Source organism: Butyrivibrio sp. FC2001, assembly GCF_000424125.1.
Taxonomy (GTDB): Bacteria; Bacillota; Clostridia; order Lachnospirales; family Lachnospiraceae; genus Butyrivibrio.
On sequence record NZ_KE384132.1, the window covers coordinates 843,117 to 868,526 of the forward strand.

At 42.4% G+C, this 25,410-nt stretch carries 17 protein-coding genes and 1 other RNA gene; 3 read left to right on the forward strand and 15 right to left on the reverse strand.

What is annotated here, in order from left to right:
* Positions 1-61: 61 nt before the first annotated feature.
* The 4 genes from ssrS to thrC form a co-directional block, all read right to left on the reverse strand.
* A non-coding RNA gene (gene ssrS, locus G601_RS25850) (6S RNA) lies at positions 62-271 on the reverse strand.
* A 220-nt stretch (positions 272-491) separates the two neighbouring features.
* The gene (locus G601_RS0117385; RefSeq protein WP_026666086.1) at positions 492-2,309 is read right to left on the reverse strand and encodes an aminopeptidase P family protein; all 1,818 of its coding nucleotides are present in this window, start codon (positions 2,307-2,309) and stop codon (positions 492-494) included.
* Positions 2,310-2,331: 22 nt separating this feature from the next.
* Entirely contained in the window at positions 2,332-3,711 is a 1,380-nt protein-coding gene (locus G601_RS0117390) for a citrate/2-methylcitrate synthase (RefSeq protein ID WP_026666087.1), read from the reverse strand.
* Positions 3,712-3,730: 19 nt separating this feature from the next.
* Positions 3,731-5,215 carry a threonine synthase gene (thrC, locus tag G601_RS0117395; protein ID WP_026490991.1) on the reverse strand — a complete coding sequence of 495 codons (1,485 nt, stop codon included), beginning with the start codon at positions 5,213-5,215 and terminating at the stop codon, positions 3,731-3,733.
* A gap of 221 nt (positions 5,216-5,436) precedes the next feature.
* Here thrC and G601_RS0117400 point away from each other — a divergent pair, with 221 nt between their 5' ends.
* The gene (locus G601_RS0117400) at positions 5,437-6,252 is read left to right on the forward strand and encodes an AP2 domain-containing protein (protein WP_035785320.1); all 816 of its coding nucleotides are present in this window, start codon (positions 5,437-5,439) and stop codon (positions 6,250-6,252) included.
* A gap of 163 nt (positions 6,253-6,415) precedes the next feature.
* A complete protein-coding gene (locus G601_RS23930; protein WP_242834442.1) occupies positions 6,416-7,393 on the forward strand; it encodes an FAD:protein FMN transferase in 978 nt (325 codons plus the stop codon).
* Here the strand turns inward: G601_RS23930 and G601_RS0117410 are convergent.
* The 9 genes from G601_RS0117410 to G601_RS0117450 form a co-directional block, all read right to left on the reverse strand.
* Positions 7,390-8,052 (reverse strand): flagellin, encoded by a 663-nt coding sequence (locus G601_RS0117410; RefSeq protein WP_196808910.1) that lies wholly within the window; start codon positions 8,050-8,052, stop codon positions 7,390-7,392. The two genes, G601_RS23930 and G601_RS0117410, sit on opposite strands and share 4 nt — an antisense overlap.
* 271 nt (positions 8,053-8,323) lie before the next feature.
* Positions 8,324-10,789, reverse strand: a complete 2,466-nt coding sequence (locus G601_RS0117415) for an EAL domain-containing protein (protein ID WP_081673583.1) — start codon at positions 10,787-10,789, stop codon at positions 8,324-8,326.
* A gap of 145 nt (positions 10,790-10,934) precedes the next feature.
* Positions 10,935-13,184 (reverse strand): DUF6449 domain-containing protein, encoded by a 2,250-nt coding sequence (locus tag G601_RS0117420; RefSeq protein WP_026666089.1) that lies wholly within the window; start codon positions 13,182-13,184, stop codon positions 10,935-10,937.
* Positions 13,159-14,061: an ABC transporter ATP-binding protein gene (locus tag G601_RS0117425; RefSeq protein WP_026490996.1), complete on the reverse strand. Its 903-nt coding sequence runs from the start codon at positions 14,059-14,061 to the stop codon at positions 13,159-13,161. The genes G601_RS0117420 and G601_RS0117425 overlap by 26 nt, the downstream gene beginning before the upstream one ends.
* 34 nt (positions 14,062-14,095) lie before the next feature.
* Positions 14,096-14,458, reverse strand: a complete 363-nt coding sequence (locus G601_RS0117430; protein WP_242830015.1) for a GntR family transcriptional regulator — start codon at positions 14,456-14,458, stop codon at positions 14,096-14,098.
* A 123-nt stretch (positions 14,459-14,581) separates the two neighbouring features.
* Positions 14,582-17,536 carry a glycosyl hydrolase 115 family protein gene (locus G601_RS0117435; protein WP_035790865.1) on the reverse strand — a complete coding sequence of 985 codons (2,955 nt, stop codon included), beginning with the start codon at positions 17,534-17,536 and terminating at the stop codon, positions 14,582-14,584.
* Between the two features lie 113 nt (positions 17,537-17,649).
* Positions 17,650-19,479, reverse strand: coding sequence for an ABC transporter ATP-binding protein (locus G601_RS23935; RefSeq protein ID WP_035785334.1), 1,830 nt, complete (start codon positions 19,477-19,479; stop codon positions 17,650-17,652).
* Positions 19,472-21,298 carry an ABC transporter ATP-binding protein gene (locus G601_RS0117445; RefSeq protein WP_026666091.1) on the reverse strand — a complete coding sequence of 609 codons (1,827 nt, stop codon included), beginning with the start codon at positions 21,296-21,298 and terminating at the stop codon, positions 19,472-19,474. The genes G601_RS23935 and G601_RS0117445 overlap by 8 nt, the downstream gene beginning before the upstream one ends.
* A gap of 32 nt (positions 21,299-21,330) precedes the next feature.
* Positions 21,331-22,002 carry a hypothetical protein gene (locus G601_RS0117450; protein ID WP_196812491.1) on the reverse strand — a complete coding sequence of 224 codons (672 nt, stop codon included), beginning with the start codon at positions 22,000-22,002 and terminating at the stop codon, positions 21,331-21,333.
* A gap of 173 nt (positions 22,003-22,175) precedes the next feature.
* Here G601_RS0117450 and G601_RS0117455 point away from each other — a divergent pair, with 173 nt between their 5' ends.
* Positions 22,176-22,865 carry a PilZ domain-containing protein gene (locus G601_RS0117455; RefSeq protein WP_081673586.1) on the forward strand — a complete coding sequence of 230 codons (690 nt, stop codon included), beginning with the start codon at positions 22,176-22,178 and terminating at the stop codon, positions 22,863-22,865.
* Between the two features lie 102 nt (positions 22,866-22,967).
* Here the strand turns inward: G601_RS0117455 and G601_RS0117460 are convergent, their stop codons facing one another.
* Positions 22,968-23,267, reverse strand: coding sequence for a hypothetical protein (locus G601_RS0117460; RefSeq protein WP_026491002.1), 300 nt, complete (start codon positions 23,265-23,267; stop codon positions 22,968-22,970).
* Between the two features lie 415 nt (positions 23,268-23,682).
* Complete coding sequence (locus tag G601_RS0117465) at positions 23,683-25,380, reverse strand: C1 family peptidase (RefSeq protein ID WP_026666092.1); 1,698 nt, start codon at positions 25,378-25,380, stop codon at positions 23,683-23,685.
* Between the last annotated feature and the right edge of the window lie 30 nt (positions 25,381-25,410).

Genomic DNA, 25,410 nt, shown 5'->3' on the forward strand with positions numbered 1-25,410 from the left:
ACAATATAACGCTTGAAGAATTTGCTCAAAGAAAAAAAACAGCCAACTAGGGCTGTTTAAAAATAATCCCGAGGATGCCGGTTCCGGTTATTTGACTCCTAGCAAACGCCAGGTGGGTTACCGCAGCCCTTTTCGCTGTCTTCCTCTCCCATAGCTTGTCTGCACATGTGCAGGGCCGGAGGCGTGACATTTGAAAATGCGATCTAGGTGTCCCGTTTAAAGTAACTGTAGGTTCAAATTAAACCGGAGTTGTCGAACATCTCAGGCGAGCTCAAGGCTCGATATAAACCACTCTCTGGTGGTTCTTTAATTACATTATAATTCATAGTATTCTGAAATCAATAGATTTTCCCTAAAAAATTCTTAATATTATATGAAGAAAAGCGCATGAAATCCACGTTTCAGGCGCTTTTTTTGTGAAATTTTATTTCGCTTATCCGTTAGTCTGTCTGCCACCTTCTCCCCATGGAAAAAGCTATGCATTTCAGGCTTTATAAGGCTTTTGTCTCTTCCTTTAACCACTCCTGAATTTCAGGCTCCTCGATAAGAGGAAGGAGTGTTTTGCAGACCAATTTATTGTACTCATTAATTGCCTTCACTTCTCTGGGCTGTAAGTACTTTTTGTCGATTGCATCACGGTCAAGAGGTACATAGGTCAGATGTCTGAACTCAAGGAACTGACCATCACTGTTCTTCTCACCATTTACGACCTCAAGGATATTCTCGATTCTGATACCGTGCTTACCCTCGATATAAACACCGGGCTCATCAGACATTATCATGCCGACCTTAAGCGCAGCCTCATCCTCTGAGGATCTGGACTTCCATCTGATGCTGTGAGGTCCCTCATGAACGTTAAGCATATAGCCTATTCCATGACCTGTTCCGCACTTGTAATCAATACCGATGTTCCAAAGGGGCTGTCTTGCAAGGATATCAAGATTTCTACCATTGCAGCCCTCAAGGAAATGTGCATTTGCAAGCTGAAGCATTCCGACAGCTGTCAGAGTGTAGTGCTTCTTCTCATCATCAGTAAGGGGTCCTAAGGTTATTGTTCTTGTTACATCTGTGGTACCGCCCATATAGGTTGCACCGGAATCTACAAGAAGGAAGCCTTCTGCTGCAAGCTCTGCGTTTGAATCCTCAGTAGCTTCATAATGCATCATTGCTGCATTATCCTTGTAAGCACTGATCGTAGGGAATGAAAGCTCGATGAATCCCGGAAGGGCTGCTCTCATACCGTCAAGATGCATTGCTGCCGTATACTCGTTTAACTTAGCACCATTTTTAATCTCATTTTTAACCCAGTAGATGAACTTAGTAAGAACTGCGCTGTCCTTGATATAAACCTCGCGGATGTTCTTAATCTCAGTCTCATTCTTGCAGGCCTTCATCATCTCAGTAGGATCATAGATATTCTTGATGCCTGCGCCTGCGGACTCTGAGTTATCCTTAACTGTCCTGTATACGGAATAGCTTACGTTTCTCTCATCGTAGAGAGTTATGCCTTCGTACTCATATTCATCAAGCCATGAAATAATGCGGTTATAAGCAACAAGTTCAATGCCGTTATTTTCACAATAAGCGCGAACCTCGTCATTAAGCTCATCAAACTGAACGAACATGCTTACAGATTTTTTTGTGATAAAAAGGTAGCTTAGGATAACGGGATTGCACTCTACGTCGTTACCTCTTAAGTTAGTGAGCCAGCAGATATCATCCAGCTTACAAAGAAGGTAGGAATTAGCTTTTTCCTTCTCCATAACCTCTCTTACCTCTGCAAGCTTTTCTGCAAAGGACTTACCACAGAGCTCATCTGAAAGAACATAAATAGGATTGCAGGGAAGCGCAGGTCTGTCTGCCCATACCTCACCGGCAAGGTCCTTATCAAACTTTATCTTGATCTGTTTTTTCTTAAGCTTGTTCTCGTAGGAAAGGCCTTCCCTTGCAGGAACCACTTTTCCATCAAAACCGAGGACCTGGCCGTTTTCCATATTATCAAAAAGATATTCCGAGATAGTCGGCACGCCCTCTTCACCCATCTTGTAAAGAGTTACCCCTGTACCCTTCATCTCTCTCTCAGCCTGAATGAAATATCTTCCATCAGTCCACATTCCTGCCCAGTCCTTAGAAACAACAAGTGTTCCGTTGGAGCCTGTAAATCCGCAGAAATACTCTCTCGCTTTAAAAAAGTCCGCTGAATACTCAGAATTGTGATAATCCGATGTAGGCATAAGATAATAATCAATGCCGTATGTGGTCATCTTTTCTCTGAGGGCAGAGAGTCTGTCCTGTATAACTTTGTTCATTAAAAATATATCCTCCCTAAGATTATCGTTTTTCCATCGGAACATAGTCATAGATATCACTTACAGCCATGTATGCAGGACGAATAATCTTACTATTATTTGCAAGCTCCTCCATTCTGTGAGCACTCCAACCAACGATACGTGCAATAGCAAACATCGGTGTGAAAAGCTCCTCAGGAAGCTCAAGCATCTTATATACAAATCCGGAATAGAAATCGACGTTAATACTTACACCCTTGTACATCTTGCGCTCGCTACTTATAACCTCAGGAGCAAGACGCTCAACCATCTCATAAAGAGCAAGCTCTTTTTCCATTCCCTTTTCCTTGGCAAGCTTAACAGTATACTCCTTAAGAAGAACTGCTCTCGGGTCAGACTTTGAATAAATAGCATGACCTACACCATAGATAAGACCGGCTTTATCAAAGGCCTCCTTGTTAAGGAGCTTACCGAGATAGACCTTAACCTCTTCCTCATCTGCCCAGTCCTTAAGCTCTTTTTCCATCTGGTCAAACATGTGAATAACCTTGATGTTGGCACCACCGTGACGGGGTCCCTTAAGAGATCCGATAGCTGCTGCAATAACAGAGTAGGTATCTGTCATTGATGAGCTCACAACGTGAGTTGTGAAGGATGAGTTGTTACCACCACCATGCTCCATATGGAGAATAAGGCAGATATCAAGAAGCCTTGCCTCAAGCTCTGTGTACTTACTGTCCGGACGAAGAAGATACAGAATGTGCTCTGCTGTTGAGAGCTCTGCCTTCGGCGGATGTATGAAAAGACTATTGCCTTCATGATAGTGGTTATAAGCCTGATAACCGTAAATAGCCAGAAGCGGGAACAGACTTATCATCTGAAGACACTGCCTTAATACATTAGGCATGGATACGTCATCAGCGTGATTATCATAAGAATATAAGGTAAGCACACTTCTTGAAAGTGTATTCATCATGTCACGGCTGGGAGCCTTCATGATGATATCTCTGACAAAGCCTGTAGGCAGAGATCTGTAGAAGCCTAAAAGCTGTGTGAAGCCCTGAAGCTCATCCTTATCCGGAAGCTTACCGAAAAGAAGCAGATATGCTGCCTCTTCGAAACCGAATTTAGATTCACTGGCAGTTCCATGAACAATATCTCTAACATTTATGCCGCGGTAAAAAAGCTCACCGTCAGCAGGAATCCTTTCCCCATTAACTTCCTTAGTAGCATTGATTGTGGAGATGTTAGTAAGTCCTGTAAGAACGCCCTTACCATTTAAATCTCGAAGACCTCTTTTTACATCGTACTTAGCAAAAAGTTCGGGATCAATTCTATCTGCGCCCTCAACAACCTTCGCGAGATCTACTAATTCCGGTGTGTTATCTGAGTAAATGTTTCTCTCGTTATCTTTGTTTCCCATACTACCTCCTGTTTATAATTTACTGTAAAAAAGCACGAACAGCGTCAGCAAGTCCATCCTTTCCTACGATCTTGGTATGTCTTACAGCTGCATCACGTATAGATGTTACAGCCTCAGGTATCTCGACCCCTGATACCTCTGAGAGCTTGTCAGCAAGTTGGAAGTCATCAAGATTTGCATCATCCTTACCAAGTGCCTGCATAACGCTTCTTGTAAACTTGTAAGGACTTGCAGTTGATGCAATAACAGTAACTGTCTTATCACCAGTTTCCTCAACATACTTTTTGTATACACTTGAAGCTACTGCTGTGTGAGTATCGATAAGATATCCTGTCTTTTCGAAGAGCTCCTTGATAGCAGCTGCTGTCTCTTCCTCTGAAGCATATCCGCCAAAGAAGCATTCAAGTGACTGCTTCATTGAATCGGTAATAGCATATTTTCCTTCCTCTGTAAGCTGCTTCATATATGAAGCATTCTTAGCTGCCTCATCGCCTGCGATGTGATAGATAAGTCTCTCAAGGTTGGATGAGATAAGAATATCCATTGAAGGTGATGTTGTGAGGATGAAATCACGATTTCTGTCATACTCACCTGTCTTGAAGAAATCATATAAAACCTTGTTTGAGTTTGAAGCGCATACAAAGGTCTTGATAGGAAGTCCCATCTTACGTGCATAGTAAGAAGCAAGGATATTACCGAAGTTACCTGTGGGAACTACTACGTTTATCTCATCGCCCTCAGCGATTCTGCCCTCCTTAAGAAGGCGTGTGTATGCGTAAACATAATATACGATCTGAGGAACAAGTCTTCCGATATTGATTGAGTTAGCGGATGAGAACTGGAAGCCCTTGGCATCAAGCTCCTTGGCAAAATCGGGATCTGTGAAGATCTTCTTAACGCCTGTCTGAGCGTCATCAAAGTTACCCTCGATACCGATAACGCAGGTGTTATCTCCCTCCTGGGTTACCATCTGCTGCTTCTGGATAGGTGATACGCCATCCTTGGGGTAGAATACGATGATTCTTGTGCCCGGAACATCTGCAAAGCCTGCAAGTGCTGCCTTACCTGTGTCACCGCTGGTAGCTGTAAGAATAACAATCTCGTTCTTGATCTGATTCTTCTTGGCAGCTGTTGTCATAAGATAAGGAAGAATTGAAAGAGCCATATCCTTAAAAGCGATTGTCTTTCCGTGGTAAAGCTCTAAGTAGAAGGCACCGTCTGCCTCTGTCATGGGAGCCATCTCCTCAGTATCAAACTTGGAGTCATAGGCATGATCAATACAATAACGAAGCTCTTCCTCGGTAAAATCAGTAAACAAAAGCTTCATAACCTGATAAGCTGTCTCGCGATAATCCATCTCCTTAAGCTCTGCAAAAGTCTTGTCAAGCTTAGGGAAGCTGTCCGGAACAAAAAGTCCTCCGTCTGACGCAAGTCCCTGCAGTATTGCCTGTGATGCAGTTACCTTTTGCTTATCTCCTCTGGTACTCGAATACATAACGTTCATGTTGCTAGGCTCCTCCATTTTCTTGTTCTGTCTTTGTTTTAGATATGATAAAATAAAAGTAATAAAAGATGACTCTACACTTATGAGTCTTAGAAATTTTTCTTATGAAAATAACTTTAATACTTTGAATAAAAAGTATACCACAAAAATGAATATAAATACAATTTTACATATGATGCTTTAGTGACTGCTGGCTTTAAGCTTATGGGGGTAAACTTAAAATGACTGGTAAAGTTACGGGGGTGTATGAAACTTGTTTGAAGGACGGAACAAAGTCCTTTAGGGCGTCAATAACATTCAGGGGTAAGCACATAGCACTTGGTTCCTTTTCCGATGCGAAGGCAGCGGGAAGGGCTTATTCTCAAGCGCAAAAAATTCTGACTGATAATTCCTATGAATTATCCTCATACAGGAAGGGGCAGTCTCTGCCATTCGAAAAGTGTGTGGTTTTAGTTAATTTCAGAGACAAGGGCCTGTACATACCAACTCCGATTTACCTGGAAAAAAAGTATTTCTTCTATTATCTGTCACCACATCACACGCTGATTTTCGATATCGATGATCTGTTTTATTATTCATCTCATAAAATAATGAAGCGTGGCTCACATCTTTTTGTGGCTGACTATGGTTCACAGATAAGTATCCTCAGCAGATACGGAATAAGAAGCTATGCTGTTGAAGGCAGAGACTACCGCTTTGCCAACGGCAATTCCAATGACCTTCGCTATGAAAATATCGAGGTACTAAACCGCTACCACGGTGTACGTCAGTACGCTGAGCGAGGCTTCCAGAAGTACAAAGCCGTCATTCATGTAAATGGCGATTTTGTTGTGGGAAAATACAATACTGAAAACGAAGCTGCCATTGCCTATAACAAGGCTGCTGATGTTCTTAAGAAAAACGGCATAGACAGAAACTATATGCTTAATTATATAGAAGATCTGACTGCTTCGGAGTATGCGGAAATTTATACAAAGATCCGTATATCGCCAAAAATAATAAAACTTACGGGAGATAACATAAAGAAGGATGCGTAACTATTGCCCTCATCCGGCGCTTCGCGCCACCTTCCCCCACTGTGGGAAGGCACAATATAATAATCCCGGCATAAATCGCCGGATGAAGATGGCGCTTATTTTTCTCCTTTTTTCTATACTTTGCGGCTGCTCTGCCCCCGCAAATGATACTTCATACGAAAAGGTGGGGTTCTTTTTTGATACCGTCGTAACCTTTACCATCTATGAAAAGGATTTTATTTCAGAGGATTCCTCATTTTTCACAAGAAGTAAGGATGCGCAGAAAAAATGCGAAGAATTTATAGATGAATGCTCGGCTGCATGCACCAGATACGACTTCCTCTTCTCTACCACCAAGGAGGGCGGCGATATTTGGAGCATCAACCATGCAGAGGGTGATCCTGTCGAGGTTGATAAGGAAACCTATGACCTAATAGAAAAAGCTCTGTACTATGCAGAGCTCTCTGATGGTGCCTTTGACCCAACTATCGGCACAGTAACTGACCTTTGGAATTTTCATGCTGACACGGACATGGCTGTTCCGGATGACAGCTCAATGTCTGAAGCACTCTCTCATGTCGACTACAAAAATGTAGTGCTCTCAAGTGAAGATGGCAGGTACAAAGTGCAGCTTCTTGATAAGGATGCCCGTCTTGACCTTGGCGGAATAGCAAAGGGCTACATTGCTGACAGATTAAAGGAGCTTTATATAGAGCGCGGTGCTACCAGCGGAATAATAAACCTTGGAGGAAATGTACTTTTAATAGGTTCAAAGCCCTCCGGCACAGGGGCTTCTATCTCCTATACAACCGGAGTTCAAAAGCCCTTTGGAGAAGCAAACGAAACAATGGTAACCCTCTCTCTTGAGGATAAATCCGTTGTCACCTCCGGTATCTATGACAGATTCTTCGAGAAGGACGGCAATATCTATCATCACCTTCTTGATTCCAGAACAGGAATGCCCGTGGAGAACAACCTTTACAGCGCCACAATAGTTTCTGATTCCTCTGCTGACGGAGATGCTCTTTCCACCATCTGCTACTGTCTTGGCCAAGAAAAAGGGATGGAGCTCATAGAGTCCATCCCTGATACATATCTTCTGTTTATAACAGATCAATATGAAGTTGTTTCCTCAGACAATTTTCCGGGACTAAAGCCTTAAAGCATGATGTTCATGTTGTTCTTTTGGGCTTCATCCTCCTGCTGCTTCTTCTGCATCTGCAGACGATAAGCGTCCAGTGTCTGATTCTTCTTAAGCTCCGTAATCTCCTGTGCAACATCAGTCTCTGCAATACTGCTCTGTGCGCTTAAGAGATTCTCTCTTGCTATAGAATTATAGCTTACATTATGCTCAAGACCATTGGTTACTGCACCAACTCCGCCTCTGGCATCACTAACGCTCTTAAGTGCATTATCAATTGAATCTACGTCGTTGACATCCAGATTATCAAGCCCCAACGACTTCATCTGTGAGGAGCTAAGCTCCTGTCCAATGCCCTTCATAAGCTGTGAATTAGCATTGGCAATATCTCCTCTTTCACCATCAGACAATGTACCGTTCTTGGCATAAAGTGCATTCTCACGCATGCTCTGCAGATAATCAGTAACTCCATCAAGGACACCATCCTTAATGTTCATCTGCCCAATATTGTCTCTGCCATTTCTTACCTGAACATTGTCTGTTCTCTGCTCCTTTTCAAGCTTCTGACTGATTGCAAGTTCAGCTGCACCGTCGGCTGCTCTCGGGAGCTTGTTTCCACTGGCGATCTTGCCATAGGAATAATCATTGCGGTAACTGTTACTTCCTATGCCTCCTATCATATGTGCGCTCCTTTCTTCCTCCATGAATAAGGATAAATCCATTTTCGCGCCGCAGCTCCTCTCCGGTCCCCACCATTAATAAGCTGCTGGGCATGCCACCTGCAGATTGATGTCATGCCTAGGATCCTTCCTAAAACATCTGCCACTCAGGACAGAATAACTTATAGTTAATTAATACAATAACATTTTCGCAATTATTTGTAAATACAATTTATTATATGATTTTTCATAAAATTACAGTCATCCAGTTGGAAGTATTAGACAACTCTTTTTATTTCTCCACCTCAGCGAGAACTGTCTGGAAAATATTCTCATCTGTCATACCTTCATCAGTCCTGAGGGCACAGGCTATCCTTGCTCTTACAGTCACACTATAGCCTTCCACCTCGGTTATCTCTTCTACCGCTTCCATAATGGACTTTGCAAGATAGCTTAATGCATCATTGGTCTTTACAAATGTAAGGATTACAAAATAGCTCTCCTTTAGTCTTCCAACAGCACAGGTCTGGCTTGTAACTGAAGTGATCTTTTTACTCATGGCTACAAGGAACTTATCGCAGATCTTCTTCCCATAGGTTTCAAGAATTCTTGCATATTTTTCATTACGGATAATTATCACTCCGTAGTTTCTGCCCTTATCAATAAATTCTCCTGCATAGTCAAGGAGACAGATCATCACAGCCCTTGCATTCATCATCTTTGTGACTTCATCTATGTTATTTGGAATAGCGATATTTTCAAGCCTGTAGAGCTCCTCGTCCTTATCCTCGAAAAATCCTACAAGTCCTACAATCTCACCATTCCTGTAAATTGGCATCTTCTGGCATCTTATATCGTGTATTACACCGTTTACAATACACTGTCCGGATGCATCTATAATACGTTCACCGTTCTCAAGGACGCGGTACTCATCATTTTTGTAAGGATCCTCATTCACATGCCATCCCATGTCCTCGTCTGTTTTCCCCAGTATCTCATCCAGAGATTTAAAGCCATAAAAATCGAGGAATGACTGGCTGGCACCCAGGAATCTTCTACTCTTGTCCTTCCAGAAGAACTTTATTGAGGAATCCCATATCATGTTCTCCCATAGCTCTGTGTAGGTGATAGCGCCGCTATCAAGCAGATATTTATCAACAAGAGAACGTGCAGATGCAGTGAGTCCGTCAAGCACTCTTGCAATCTCATCCGGCACAGATTTCCAGCATAAAAGATATTCGTTTCCACCGGTTCCCGGAACCATCATAACTATAATATTCTTGCGCTTATAGGAGCCATTGGGCTGCTTTATTCTGAACATCTTTTCTATGTAGCCCTTATTACTTTTTTCAATCCTCTCCTCAAGGCTGTCGAGTTCCATAAACTTCTGGAAATCCATTCCCTCAGGAGGATATATACTCTCTCTGGCAATTATTTTTACAGCATTCCTAAGGTCCGAATAAACATAAGACTCATTGGTAATATATTTAAATCTGCCAAGAAGCGGAAGAATTACGTTATCTCCCAGATTAATAAGATCAACCACATCAAAGAGAAGGTTAAGCACCCTTAGCTTGCCATCAAGCATATCCCTCTGATTGCTGTTCTGATCCATTGATATGTTAATGATGGAGCCCTTGATAATATAGTGTCCATCATGTTCTGCAAGACATTTAGCTCTGAATCTTAAGTAATTACCGTTATCTGTATAATAGAAGGTCTCAATATTAGAGCTTGCCTCTATAATATTTGCGAATTCCCTGTACTTTTCAATAAGCGGAGATCCCGTGTGATAAATTCGCCTGTCAATCTCTGCATAGTCAATATCATATATATGAAGAATCTGCTCCATATAGGCCCTATTCATGAAAAGTGTATGGAATTCCTTTCCATCATCTTCAATGATCTCAAGCGGAACATCCACATCCTTTACGTGGAAGCCTGCAACATCATAAAAATGACGCCACTGCCTCTCCTCAGTTTTTATGCCCTTCTCAGCCATGTGTTCAAGCATATCGTCAATACGTTCAGGTCTTCCAAAATAGAAGCCCTGTATTCTTTCGCAGCCTATGCTCTTTAAAAACTCAAGCTGTTCCTCGGTCTCCACGCCTTCAGCCAGTGTCTTTATTCCGATTTCCTTGGCCATATTTATGGTAGAGCGCATGATGGCCTTGGACTTATCTGTAAAGGATGTCAGGAAGTTCATATCGAGCTTTAGCATATCGAAATCATAATCCTTCAAAAGATTAAGGGATGAATAGCCACTTCCAAAGTCGTCCATCCATATCTCATAGCCTCTGCTTCTGAACTTATCAATGACATCATTTAAGAAGCCTTCGTCCGAAACAAAGATGCTCTCTGTAATCTCTATATGTATATAATCTCTGGGAATATCATATTTGGCGACCTCTGCTTCGACCAGGCCGAACATGTCGCATTTGAGGAAATCAAGGCGTGAAAAATTAATCGAAACAGGTATTACAGGCTTACCTTTTTTCAATAAATCATCAAGAGTTCTGCATACTGCCTTAACAATGTAGCAGTCAAGCTTATATATGAGGTCATTATCCTCAAGAGGCTTTACAAACTTATAGGGCGCAAGCATCCCCCAGTGGGGGTCATTCCACCGAGCCAGTGCCTCCATGCCGCATAGTTCATTTGTTATGGCACGAATAACAGGCTGGAAAAATACTTCTATCCAACCTTGTTCAACAGCTTCGTCTATTTTGTTAATAACATAAATATTTAAGTCATCCATAACAATTTTATTGTAACTGAATTATCGGTAAAAAGTATTGATTTTACGGAATATTACCAAAGTTTAGACTTTTTTAATATAATAAAGAAACCTCTCATATCGAGGTGTTTTTTCACCTCAATATGAGAGATATTCTTATTGCTTATCAGCCGTTATTAACACATTTTACCCAGCCGCTTTTGCTTTCACGATATAGGGCGGCATCATCACCTACAAAGCATTTTTTCTTAAGCTCGTCAGGAAGCTCATCCTTGTTAAGAATAACAAGATAATCAGAGTAGGTTCCTGCGGATGTATTGAATGTAATCTGAACAGTTGTGGCATCATCATCTTCATCATAGACATCGGAATTCATTCCTGTAACATTGTAGTTATCAGTAGGAATGATATTTTTTAGTACAGTATCAATTTCTGAACTGTCACTGCTTTCCCAATTTGAATATATCTCCTGCTTATTTACATCATCCCATCTTTCAATTTCTACCTTGATACTATTCACATCCTTATCGCCATTCCACCAGGAAGTCGGTATTTCATGAGCCTTAAGGAACTCATTAGTCCTTGTGAAGGAATCAAAAATATAGAAATTGTACTTCTGAGAATAATAAGCCTGTTTTCCTGCATCCATGACACCATACAGAGTAATGTTGGGAATCTGGGTAGCAAGATCATCAAAGGACTGACCGGAAAGCTCCTCTGAATAGATTTTCAGGAACTCATCCATCTCATCATCAGTAAGCTTCTTTCTTACTTCCCCTGTCAGAGTCTGACCCTCAAGGCTGTTTATCTCGCCTCTTGCAATACCATATACGGGGAATTTGCCCTTTCTGAATTCATCAGTATTATAAATATCCTTAAACGCTGAAAGTACTTCTTCGTTATTTATATCCAGTTCATATATTCTTCTGACTGTTTTTCCATTCTTTAAATTCCACTGTACCTGGAACTGGCGGTAACAGGTATTCTCGTCATCTTCACGATATGTATGACCATAAATTCCCTGGCCACCTGAAAAAGCATCCTTATGGAACTCCTTGGCATTTATCGCACCAAGTCTTGTAAGCTTTTCAGCCTTATCAATATCTGTAAGCTTCATATTGTAAAGAGCGTATTCCATTCCATTGGCAGTAGAACCATAGTAAAAATCTGCACTGACCACATCCCTGGTCTTACTATACGGAGCCATGATTCCTGAATAGGTAACGTCATCGCCGATTGCAACACTTGCTACCCTTGCAGGCATAGGCTGCCAGCTCTCATATCCAAAAATATCAAAGAAGAATACTGCAAAAACAATAAGTGAAATAACAGCGCTTACTATCAAAGATGCATAATGACTCAGGCACGCCTTGAAATCAAATTCATAAATGGTCTCGATCACAGCGTGAACCACTAAAACTCCGCAGATAATTCCAAATATAAACATCGGAACACTGTGAATGTCCCCGATATAATACATAACAAGTCCGGCACCCAGGCCTGCAACACATGCAATAGCAACCTTAATTACGGGTCTTGTTATACTAAATGCCATAGCCTTACCTGCTGCCTCTGCAGGTCTTCTTTTCACAAGAATCCTTGAAACGACAAATGAAAGTATTGCTATTACGAGCATCTTTAAAATTGCAGGCGCCGCATAAAAAGTATAGAAGGCTATCTCACTGTTTACATCTCCGTGTAATCTGGCTATTGCCTCACCTGCAAGCCCCATAGGTGAGCCTGTATAGCCTATATTATAATCCGAAACCTCATTCCAATAGCTTGTAAAAAACGTAGCCATAAGGAATGAAAAAATTGAATAGGCGAAAGACCCAAGGAGGTAAAACACTCCACAGCCGAGTACTGCTACTACTATGTGCCCTGTAAGAACCACTGCCAGTGTGCAGATTTCATACAGCATAATGAATGACAAAAGAATAACCAGCGCGTTTAAAGGATATAAGAGGATCGTATCAAAGGTAGCATATCCCCTTGCAAGTCCCATAATCACTGTAATTATGTTAAATACCAGATACGGTATGGCAAATACAAGTATTCCGCAGAGGTTATTTATATCAAAAAGCTTTTCCCTCTTAATAGGTAGCGAGTAGTACAGGTCAGTCTGCTTTGAATCCAGAAGATAATAATATCCCTGAAGAGCGAGGATGACCGGAAGTATAAAGGTTATGCCAATAACCATGACATTTCCCATACCACCTACATTGTTGTAAAAATGTATCCTTATATCGTCCAGAGTAGTGCGGTCAGTTGCAAGTCTTTCACTATAGCGGCCAAACATCAAAATTGCGTATACGATCTGAGCAAAGAAATTGGCAGTGATCGACATCGCTATAGTCCAGAGGCGTCTTTTAGAATTTTCCTTCAGTAAATTAACAAATAATCTTTTTAATGTCATATCCCTGTACCCCCGTTTCACTTATAAATATCTCCTCCAGAGACAGCGGCAGGATTTCCATGAAAATAGGATTCTCTGCCCTAAGTGCATCACTAATATCCTCCTCCTGACCACGGATGGTCATTGTAATAAGCTTTCCTCTGCTCTCGGATGTGAGAACCGTGAGCTGCTCCTCAATTCTCTTTCTGCTCTCCTCATCCCTGAATACGCACTGCAGCTTATGTATATCAGTCTTTGCGTCATCGAGGTTCTTGGACAGGAGGATACCTCCCTTGTGAAGGAGCCCGACCGTATCGCATATATCCTCAAGCTCTCTGAGGTTATGGGATGCTATGACGGGAGTGAATTTTCTTGAAGCCATATCTCCTATGAAAAGACTCTTAACTGCCTGTCTCATAACAGGATCAAGGCCATCGAAGGTCTCATCGCAGTACAGATATCTGGTATTGGCCGATATGCCCAGAATAATAGACAGCTGCTTTTTCATTCCCTTTGAAAAGGTCTTGATCTTTCTCTTTCTATCAAGGCCAAAATTATTCATGAGATAGTTGAAGCGCTCCATGTTGAAGCTGTCATAGACGCGATTATAGAAGGTCGCCATCTCCTGGGGTGTGGTGTTTGAAAAGAACGCAGTATCATCTGAGATGTAGAATATCTCCCTTTTCACTGCAGGGTTCTCATACACAGGTCTCCCATCAATGGTAACTGTTCCTCTATCAGGCTGCAGGATGCCTGCTGCCATTCGCAAGAATGTGCTCTTACCGGCGCCGTTCGTTCCAACGAGGCCAAAGACCTGTCCGTCCTCTATCGTAAGGTCAACACCGGCAATCGCCTGTATATCATCAAATCTTTTAGAAAGATTGGTTGCCTTAATCATACTCTTCCTCCTAAACTTTTCTTCCTACTGTGGCTTATTGGTATTTCTCGTGAACGTATTTCCCGATATCCTTCTCGGTAATCCCCACTTTGATTGCTTTATCAACAACCTTCCCGAGCTCATCCAGAATTTCCTGCTTCCTTGCAGGAAGTACTTCATCAGCTGCTGCCGCAAATCTTCCACGGCCTGCTACCGAATAGCAAAAGCCCTTCTGCTCCAGCGCATCATACGCCTTCTGAATGGTGTTGGGATTAATTGATAGATCCATAGCAAGAGATCTAACCGAAGGAAGCGCCTCATCCGCGCCTATTACGCCGCACAGTATTAGTTCTTCCAGTTTCCCTGATATTTGTTCATATAGGGGCCGCTTGTCTCTGAAGTCAATTTCGATCAGCATAATATCCCTCCTGTTTGTAGTGTACTATCATATCTAGTACACCTAGAATATTATTATAGGTGCTGACTTATGTCAACACCTATATATCAAGAAACGCGCTTTATTATTGCGATTATAGGCTCATCACAGATAGGTCTCGGGAAGTGTAACATCCTCTCTGTAAAGTACCAGCTTATCAAATACAGCTCCTGCATCGCCCGCATAGATGGTCACTGTATTAATACCCATGTGAAGGTACGCTTTCACTGAAGAGACGTGCTCATGGGCAAGAACAGATTCGCACCACTCCCTGCAGGGAAAATCCGTAAAGTAGCCTTCACCAACGCCGTGCTCTGTGCTTATCCTTCCATCATTTACGGCATATCCAAACTTAAGTCTTCCGCCCTTTACTATGGGATTAGTCATAGTAAGATGGAAATCCAGATTGTAGGTACCATCACTTTCCGCAAAGATATTGTATTTAACGAAGGGTACTTCTCCTTTAAGAATCTCATCCTCACTAAAATCAGCTACTGAAGGGAATACCTTTATGGCCGGCTTTCCACTTTTTCCAAGGAAGTCTACAGCCTTAAATTCTGCGCCGCCTGCTGCTTTCTTCTCACTAAAATTCTCAGCCTTCACTGATATGATTCCGCAGTTTTCCATTGCAATGTTATCGCTTGTATATCCATCAGGAACTACTACATTATCAGCTTCAAAGATAAGGTCGCAGTATGTAGTAGCGCCGTTATCAAACTTAACGTTAACCCTTACCTTGGCTGTAGTTTTTCCTGATATGAGAGCTCTGTCTATAGTAAAGCGCACTGTCTTTCTTCCGGGCTTATCGCTGTCATAGATAACCGCAGCATTTCTTCCATCGCTTACTTCAACTCTGCCCTCCTTCTCAGCACAGATAAGCCAGTCATTTTCATTTTCTATCTCGTATGAGTAGCTGACATCTCCTCTGCTATCAAGATCAAGAAGAACCTCTTTTGTCTCAGGTCTCGTAAAGCCAAAGCTCCTGGGAGCAGGATATCCCTGCCAGTGGTCTCCAAGATAAACGTACTTCTCACCTCTAAATGATACAGCAACCTTGGGCTCATGAAGAGGAGTCACAACGGATACAGACGGATATGTCCAGTTATAGGCATCCCAGGTTCTAAAGCCTGTATGAGCTGAGCTCATCATGTGATTCCATTTGCCGTTATTAAATGTGTGGAATTCCTCCACGTATCTCTTATCTTCGTTTATCCTCTTCCTTACTGACTCAGCGTAGTAATTTGCATACACGCAGCCCCTCTTTGCCAGTTCCTTATTCATGCCTGCTTCAACGCACATAAGAACGTTATTAAGACTGGCTGCTGCCGGATAATAGATAATGCTGTGGAAAGCCATAAGTGCCTCGTCCTTAAGCTCCGCATTAAGCTTGTCAGCAGTATCAAGTATATCCTTTGCATCAGCATGTACCCTGTCGCCCTCAAGACCGTTCACAGGATTATAGACATCCTCATTCATGGTCTCGGGAGTTCTCTGGGCGTTGAATCTCGTATAGCCCTCAATAACCTTGGTGATATCGTTTTTCTGCTCTGCACTTGCTCCTGCAAACTGCACATCGATCCAGCCGCGGACATACTCCTCTATTTTGTTGATGTTTTTCTCCCCATACTTTTCATAGTCATAGGCAAGGTCCATGAAAAATGAAAGTGGATACTCGTTCATCTTAAGATCGCCCACATTCACAATCCACATCTGCCTTACTCCTGACTCATAAGCAAGACTCATCTGCTCCCAGGTTTTGGTAAGTCTGTTGCAGTTAACCCACTCATAGCTGACAGGAGCGCCGTGATAGTCAAAGTGGTAATACATTCCAAAGCCGCCCGGATGATTTCTGGTATCATCTGTAGGAAGAGCCCTTACATGTCCGTGGTTATCATCACTAAGTAAAAAGATGACATCCTTCAGCTCATCCCAGTCCTTAAGACCCTCAGCTGTCTCATCTCCAAAGTAATAGTCCTCGACCTCCTTGTAGATCGCCAGCATTCTCGGAACCTTCTGAATATCCTCATTTACATTCTTTTTGATAAGCTCGTCCTGAACAGTTATGGCCTTCTTAATGACATCTATATTATCCTTAAGAGTTGCATCCTCGGGCATGAGCTTTGAATCAGCTTCACCTCTCATACCTATAGTGATCACATTTTCAAAATCCTTATTGCGCTTTACGCCATCCTCCCAGAACCTTGTAATTCCTTCTGTATTGGATAAAAAGCTCCAGGCGTTATCATCACTGTATTTCTTATACTGTCTCTGCCATTCAACACCTGCTCTGCAAAGAGGCTCATGGTGAGATGTTCCCATTATTACGCCCATCTTATCAGCAAGCTCTGCATTTAAAAGTCCCGGTCCATCCTCTGAAAATGAGGAGTTCCACATGGCAGGCCACATGTAATTACCCTTAAGCCTGAGAAGAAGCTCAAATATCTTCTCATAGGCTTTAGCATTAACATCCCCGAACTTCTCTGTAGCCCAGCCGCCAAATGCCGGCCACTCATCATTTATGAAAAATCCGCGGTACTTAACTGAAGGCTCCTTTGAAACTATCTCCTTATCAAAATCAAGGGCTATCTCGTTCTTCTTAACAGGAGCTACATCTCCAAAATAGATAAGAGGTGATACTCCGCACATCTTAGATAAGTGGAACATACCGTAGATAGTTCCCCTCTTATCACTTCCTGCGATCACGAGAAGCTCCTTCACATTTTGGCTATCCTCAAAGGGCGCTTCTATTACAGTAATCTTATACACCTCTCGCTTATCTCTGATATCAGAAAGGCCAAGCTTTCCCTCTTTTTCAAGTCTGTCAAGGAGAGGGCTTTTCCCTATGGTAGCCATAAGCACAAGGCTATTGTCTGATATGGCACCTTTATTTAAGCTGCTCTCCAGAGTGCCTACACTACTTACTATTTCCGGGCAAACATCTGTAACTGCCTCAACATCAGAAGCCACAGTCTCCCCTATCATCTTTATTCCTTCAAAGCTCTCATTCTCAATTATGAATGCAGCTGCTTTATCGTCTTTATACAAACTGAAACTGCTCATAAAAATACCTCCGTACTTTCCTAGTATCACACATAGAAAGTACGAAGGCTTATTCATTCTTGCTATTCTTATATATTATTTTGCGCTTCTAATATGCCGTATAAAACAATATGTTATATCGCTTTTGCTTCCATCTCCTCAAACTGCCTTGAGAACAGCTGGTGATAATAGCCGCCCACATTTTTCATAAGCTCCTTGTGGGTTCCGCGCTCGATTATCTTGCCGTCCTTTACAACAAGGATTACATCAGCATCAACTACAGTTGATAATCTGTGCGCTATCATAAATGAGGTTCTTCCCTTTATCACTACGGAAATAGCATCCTGGATCGCTTTTTCAGTAACGGTATCAATGGATGAGGTCGCCTCATCAAGAACCAGGATTCTGGGATCAGCAAGGATCGCTCTTGCAAAGGACAGAAGCTGTTTTTCTCCTGTTGAGAGCATATCTCCGCCTTCACCTACGTCACTGTCAAGGCCATTATCCATTCTCTCCACAATCTTATCTGCTGAAACCAGTTTTAATGCATCCCATATCTTATCATCAGTGGCATCGGGATTACCGTACTTTAGGTTCTCCCTTACGCTTCCTGAAAACAGGTGAGGTGTCTGCAGCACATAGCCGATATTGCTGTGGAGCCAGAGCTGTGATCTCTCCTTGGCGTTTCTGCCGTCTATCAGAACCTCTCCGCTTGTGGGCTCAAAGAATCTGCACACAAGATTAACAAGTGTGGACTTACCTGCTCCTGTCTCACCAACTATCGCAACGTTTGTGCCCTGAGGGACCTTTAAGTTAAAGTGCTCAAGCACGTACTCTTTTCCATCAGGATAATGGAAGGATACATCCTTAAACTCCACATCCCCGATAAGCTCCTCCCAGTTCTCCTTCTTGGGATTAAAGGTATCGCCGTATTTTTCAATAACCTCAGGTGAATCTGCAACATCAGATTCTGTTCCCAAAAGTCTTGTAAGTCTCTCTACGTTAACCTGAACCGCAATTAGGTCTGATATTGTTACAATAATATTCTGTATAGGCTCAAGAATTCCAAGGGCATAGGACAGGAAAATTGAAAGGGTTCCTATCTCCATAACTCCCTCCATGGTTATCTTTCCGCCTCTCCAGAGCACAAGTGCCAGGGCGCAGGATGAGAGCATTGTAACGGAGGCAGAGAACATCGCTGAAAAATGTGTTGCGTGTACCGCATTTTTCCTGTAGTTCTCCGTATCCTTCCTGAAGTCGTTCTGTATCCTGTCCTCAATAACGAGAGTCTTTATGGCTTTAGCGCCGGTTATACCCTCGTTGAAGTTACCGGTAATTGTTGAGTTCAGCTCCCTGATGTGTCTGTTTAATATGATCAGATGTCTCTGAAAATAAATAACAAGCACGATCGCGATTGGTATCAGCATCAGTATATACATAGCAAGCCTTACGTTTACTGCCAGCATGACTATCAGCACGAACAGGATATAGCTTCCGTTCCAGACTATATCCATAAGTCTCCATGCGCACATCACACCGATCTTTCCGGTATCACTCATAACCCTGGCGTGGATATAGCCCACGTTGTTCTGATTGAAATATGAAAAGGACAGCTCCTGCAGATGATTAAATGCAGCGTTTCTAAGGTCCCTGTCAATTGACATCTCAATCTCTCCGCAGGTGTTTGCACTTATAAAGTCCATGACGAGCTTTACTATAAGCACAGTGGCATAGATAAGAGCAAAGTATCCAATCCCCTTGGTCGTACCCTTTGCAATAAAGTTATTAAGTGCATATCTGTTAAAAAGCGGAATGAAGGAATCCACCATACTTACCATACTTCCAAGAAAAATCATCATAGCCATCTTTGGCAGATAGGGTTTTAAAAATGGCATAAGTCTTGGGATTCCAAACCAGGGGAGCTTGACGTATTTTTTATCTTTTGATGTCTTACTATTAGGCAATGTCTTCTCCTCCTCCCTGAATCTGAATATCATATATTCTGCGATACAGACCGCTCTTCTCCAGGAGTTCTTCGTGAGTTCCCTCCTCAGCCACCTTTCCGTGACTAAGAACTATTATGTGGTCTGCATGCATAAGTGTAGTAATTCTATGTGAAATGATAATTGTTGTAGCGCGGCCAACATGCATATCAAGAGCAGCTCTTATCTTAGCATCGGTCTCGGTATCCACCGCTGAAAGTGAATCATCAAAGACCATGATAGGAGGCTCTGACACAAGCATCTGGGCGATAGCTGTTCTCTGCTTCTGACCTCCAGACAAGGTAACTCCGCGCTCTCCGACAAAGGTATCATAGCCGTCATCAAAGCTTTTTATTGTCTCATCAAGAGATGCCATTCTGGCAGCCTTTCTGATATCCTCCATGCCGGCGGATTTATTGGTTATACCGATATTTTCATACAGAGTTCTTGAGAAAAGGAAGGGCTCCTGCAGCACAAGACCGATGTTTTCTCTTAGATAGTCCATCTTCATGTCTCTGATATCAACGCCGCCTATAGTGATGCTTCCGCCATCCTCGGGAAGGTTATAAAGTCTGTCCAGAAGGTACATAAGTGTCGATTTTCCTGAGCCTGTTCCTCCAAGAACGCCCACTGTCTCTCCCGCTTTTACAGTAAAGCTGACATCTCTTAATATCTCAGCCTGACCGTTATTATATGAAAAGCTCACATCCTTAAACTCAATGTCCTTATCAAGAGGCGGCTCTATCGCCCCCTCCTTGTCTTTTTCAACCTCTGAATTCATGATGTATCTTAATCTGTCGATCGATACCCCTGCCTTACTCATTTCAGAGATAACTCTTCCAAGTACACGTACCGGCCACGAGATCATGGCATTGTAGGATACGAAGGCGATAAGCTCACCAACTGTGATGCTTCCGTTTACGCAGAATATGGATCCCATTACCAGCACAGTCATTCCCTGCATTCCGGATATCATGTCATTGGATGTCCAGAAGGCCGCAAGGAGCCTCATAAGATTAATCCACATCTTGGTGTAATCTTTGTTTTTAGCTTCAAAGCGCTCGCGCTCAAACTTCTCTCTTCCAAAGGCACGAACCACTCTCACACCTGTCAGGTTCTCCTGGGCAATCGCTGAGAGCTTACCCTCCTCAACGTCCGCATGCTCGAAGGCACTGCCGATCTTGTTATGAAAAAACAGTGAATACAGCACGATTATCGGGATAAACGCCGCTGATAAAAGTGAGAGCTTTAAATCGATCTGGAACATAAAATATATTCCAAGGCCGATCATTATCACTATCCTGAAGAGCGCAGTCAGCTGCTCTGAAAGAAAAACCTTTATGGTCTCTACATCAGAAGTACAGCGCTGGATAATATCACCCGTGTGGTTTTCTCCATGCCAGGAAAAGGGCAGATGGCAGATGTGCTCAAAGAGAATATCCCTCATTCTGCATATAAGCTTTTCAGCAGCCATGGAATTAAACAGCTTGTTGAGATAACGAAAAGCAGCACAAACAAGCGCTATCAGCACAACGATCAGCGCTATTACAAAAATGTGCCCCTTAAGATAGTCCTTTCCGCCTGTCAGATTTATAAGCATCTGCATGTAAAAGGGCATTACCGACTCGGAATCTCCGATCAGGTAGTCCACCGTATACTGGATGATCTTTGGATTGACCATGTCCAGAAAAGCGACAGCCATGGAAAATAATATGCCGGCGAAAAATAAGGCTTTACTCCCTCTAAGGAAGAACAGGACCAGTGATAGTTTAGTAGGAAATTGTTCTTTAGTAGTTTTCATAGTCCTCCAGTCTTTGTATGTAACATGTTTGGTTAGTAGTTATATTTGTCTGACGAAGGTCTTCTTATGGCAACGGTGACAAGAGGAACAGTTTTTTCTCCGGCGCCAAATGCAGCATCACTCAGCGTCCTGTAAGCTCCCTGTCTTACGAAGTCTCCTTCTTTTGACTTGCAATAATTATTATGAATATAGAATCCGTCGGATTCCTTTGATATGCAGACCGTATGAAGCTGGTCTCTTATATTTTCATGGTTCCAGTAAAAGGTCACGATGAAAGTATGAAACTCATCTCCCAGACTGTCGATGACCGCTTTTTTCCTGGTGGTTACTTTTTTTACCTCATATCCTCTCTTCTTAAAAAATGAAGCAGGTGCTGAGGGTGTAATTCCAAATCCTCCCTTAAGTGCAGCCCCCTTTTGTTCGAAATAACTAATGAGAGGGGGAATCTTCACATCCTTTTCACCAAGGCACTTAAGAGCATTATAGGTAGCGATTATCTCGCACCCCGAATAGCTCATGTTGGACTTTTTGTGACTGCCGAAGGCAACACCTTCCCAGGTCTTCTGATTCTCGATCAGCTCTCCGCAGCAAAAAAGCCTATTCCCATTCTCAGAAAGAAACCTCTCGTTTTCTTCTAAATGCCGCGCTCTAACGTCCTTCTTTACAGAGCCGCTCAAGAATGCAATAATTGAAAAAAAGAACAAAACTATACAATTTGGAATATATTTCGGTATTATTTTTTCATACAACTTTGGTTTTTTTGGCATTTATTTTCACCACGCTTTAACTTTTGCTGTAAACGCTATTTACACAAATAGTTTACTGTGTTTAAATTTATAAGGTTGTGCATAATTAAAATACACTTAAACCGTGTTTTATGAGAGAGGTTACAATGAATATCACAGAGCTTGTATCAGGCACAGAACTTACTGTAAGCATACTAATTGATAATATGCCGGTCAACATAAAGACAAAAGCCATCTCTGTTATGGAGGATGCTCTTTTGGTTGAGCCGCTTAAATACCATGGCAAGCCCATACCTGCAGCCACACAGGCAACAGCAGTAGCGGTGCTTCCCCCGAGGAATCTCACTGTCAGTTTTCATCTTCATTCTGTCATACCTTTTGAAAACTGGAGCGATACCTATTATCTTCTTAAGGGATCAGAGATCATATCCGAGATTGATAATCAGAGAAAGGCTGAGCGCTACGTTTTAAATGCTCTTGGCAAAGCCGTTATCAATCACGTAAACACTACCAGTGCAATTATATATGACATTTCAATTCGCGGTATGTCACTTCTTCTTGGAAAAAATGCAACTGCCAAGGAAGGCGACATGATAAGACTTACCTTCAAGCCTGCGGGATATACCAAGGCCTTCGAGATCACCCTCATTGTGGTAAGAAATTTCAAAATAGGTACTTATGATGCCGTCGGATGTAAGATGCGCGGAATAGACAGCCAGCTCATGACCTACATCATGACTATCAAAAAACAGAAGGACGAAATAAAGCGTGTTCAGTCCCAGTCAAAGGTACTGGTTCACGATATGTCAGCAGACGAATAATCCTTATTCGTAAGCCGCGCTATAGAAAGCACGGAACAATTGAAAAAGGTCTTGTGCAACAATAAAAAGGAGTTGTTAAAAACAACTCCTTTAATTATCTCATCAGCCTGCTACAGGTACCATCTCATCCATTACATCTGAACTATCGTTATTTTCATTTGTAATCAGCTCATCCGTCTTCCTCGGAGCGCGAACACCGAAGCTTCCCTCGTATCGCTGTTCCTTAAGTATTTTACGGATAGCAGCCAAATCCTTACTCATATCCTCTCGTCTCTTACAAACCACCGTAGGTACGCTTCCGTTCCCCATCTCTACGATATATCCGGCTTCGCCGAGGATCTTCTGGATTTTAAGCTTATCTGTGGTACGAATCTCTGCAGGTGTCTTATCTTCTCTCCCCACTACAAACCTCCTATAAATCAAACAATTAGCAGAATTTGTGTTTCAAGTTTCTTCTACCACAAAATATAGCACATCCAAAATCACATTGCAAGGATTGGCATTACTTTAACAAAGTGAATTCCGCCTGTTTACTGGGCTTTTTAAACAGGCAGCTACGGCAATCCGTCAATTTTTATTCCATCTTCATACTTGTCCAATTAGTTTATAAACATAATATCTTTACTTTATAAACCAGCCATATTTTGTCCATATATTTATCCTAACATATACTCATCAGAGATGAACAACATCTTCTGAACCCCAAAAAACTTTTTTCATACAACATGGCCATGCGACTCCCCATCGCATGGCCACCTCCCATTAATGAGATAATTTTACCCGGACTTCATAGTTAGAAGCCCGGGTTTATTTCTGCCTATTTGTTGTTTGTGTATACCTTTACAAAGAAGTCCTTATCCGTCTGTTTTATCATGGCAGTTCCGCTCACATCCTGCAGATAGCTGTGTCCGCTGGCAGTGTTTAGTGTATGAATCGCTCCCAGATTGTGCTGCCATTCATCCCTATGAGCTGCCGTAGTCGAATCCATAGCCTTTTCATAGATTAGCTTTGATTTCTCTCCCGGTCTTATTACGATCAGGTAGTCCTTTCCGGCTTTAATATCATTTGGTTGTTTCAAAGAAAACGTATGATATCCTCCGGTGACAGCTTTGCAACTCATTGTTATTATTGGCTTTTTTAGTTCATCAAGGTCGATATATTCCAGGGCTTTGCCTTTTCCTCTACCATTACTCTCATCAAGCTGGTTTATTGTGTCAGCCAGTTCCTTTGCATCGATATCAGGAGGTATTCTTACCGGAAGCTCATAGATGTAAAGCTTATCCTCCGTGCCTGTGCTCATGGAAAAATACCCCACAGCTTCAAGCTTTTCATCATTAACAGCTGTTATGGTAACTCCATATCCCGCGTCATTTTTATCATACATGTAGACCATATTTTTCTGATCCACCATAGGATCCATAACGTGTGTGATAAATCCGGCGTACTGATAATTGTTATCATACCAGTTGTCATCCTCAGGCATGGCAGCGTCATAAGCTACCACGTTATTATTGGTAAGAATACTGTCATAATAGGATAGATAAAAGTACCCTGAGGCTCCTGATTTTGCTCCCCAGCTGTTTCTGCAAATAAAGGCTCCATCGCCCTCAGGCTTTGTCACGAAATTCTTTGCCGGGTATTCATCATTCCATCCGACTATCAGGATCTCATGATCTGCATAGTTGCCCTCTCCGTACTTTTTGTAATCGTACAGAGCGACCTTTTTCCCTGTCCAGAAGGATTTCGAAGTATTAACGCTTGCTGTCACACTTCCGTGCTCAACTATCATGTGCTTTATGATATCCCTGTTCTTTTCCGTGGCTGGAATTTCGTACACATTCTGTACGTGGCATATGGCATCATCATAGGCACCGGTTGGGACATCTGCATTTTGCGTATAAATATCATTCTGTCCCTTTATCACATGAAAGGAATTGGTGTCCTTGTCAGTCACAGGTCCCTTCCAGGCTGTAAAAAGTGAAAGGCAGTAATCCGTAACACCTCCCACCGATAAATAGCTAGTGTCATACTCTCCAAGAAATTTATCATCGTTTTCAAAAACGAACTCTCTGTAATCCTTATCGATGTCGCCGTTTATAGAACCGGCAGCCTTATGCATATTGTAATAAGCAACATGCTTCTCAGAGAGGTTTAAATCCTCAACCCTGAGTCCTTCATGATGGCGAAGGAGATCACTCTCCACCGCTCCTATTGCTGCAAAGTCCCAGCAAAGAGCTGTATCTCCCTGATTCCTCACAGTCGTTATATAATCCTTGTCCTTAACCTGATCAGAGGTGTAGAAGGAAGGCAAATCTTCACTTTCCTTTTGTTCATCCCCATCTGAATAAGAGCCCGAAACAGAGCCGTAATCCACCTCGGATCCATCAGCCTTCTTTAACAGGTTAGTATCTTCCTCGTCATCAATAACAATTGCTTCACAAACCTCAAGCTCTGATAATTCCAGCGGAAGGATTTCCTTTGGTCGTTTAAAATCAAATGCTGAATTTGTAACCATAATAGACGTCGCCGCCACAATATAAGCAGC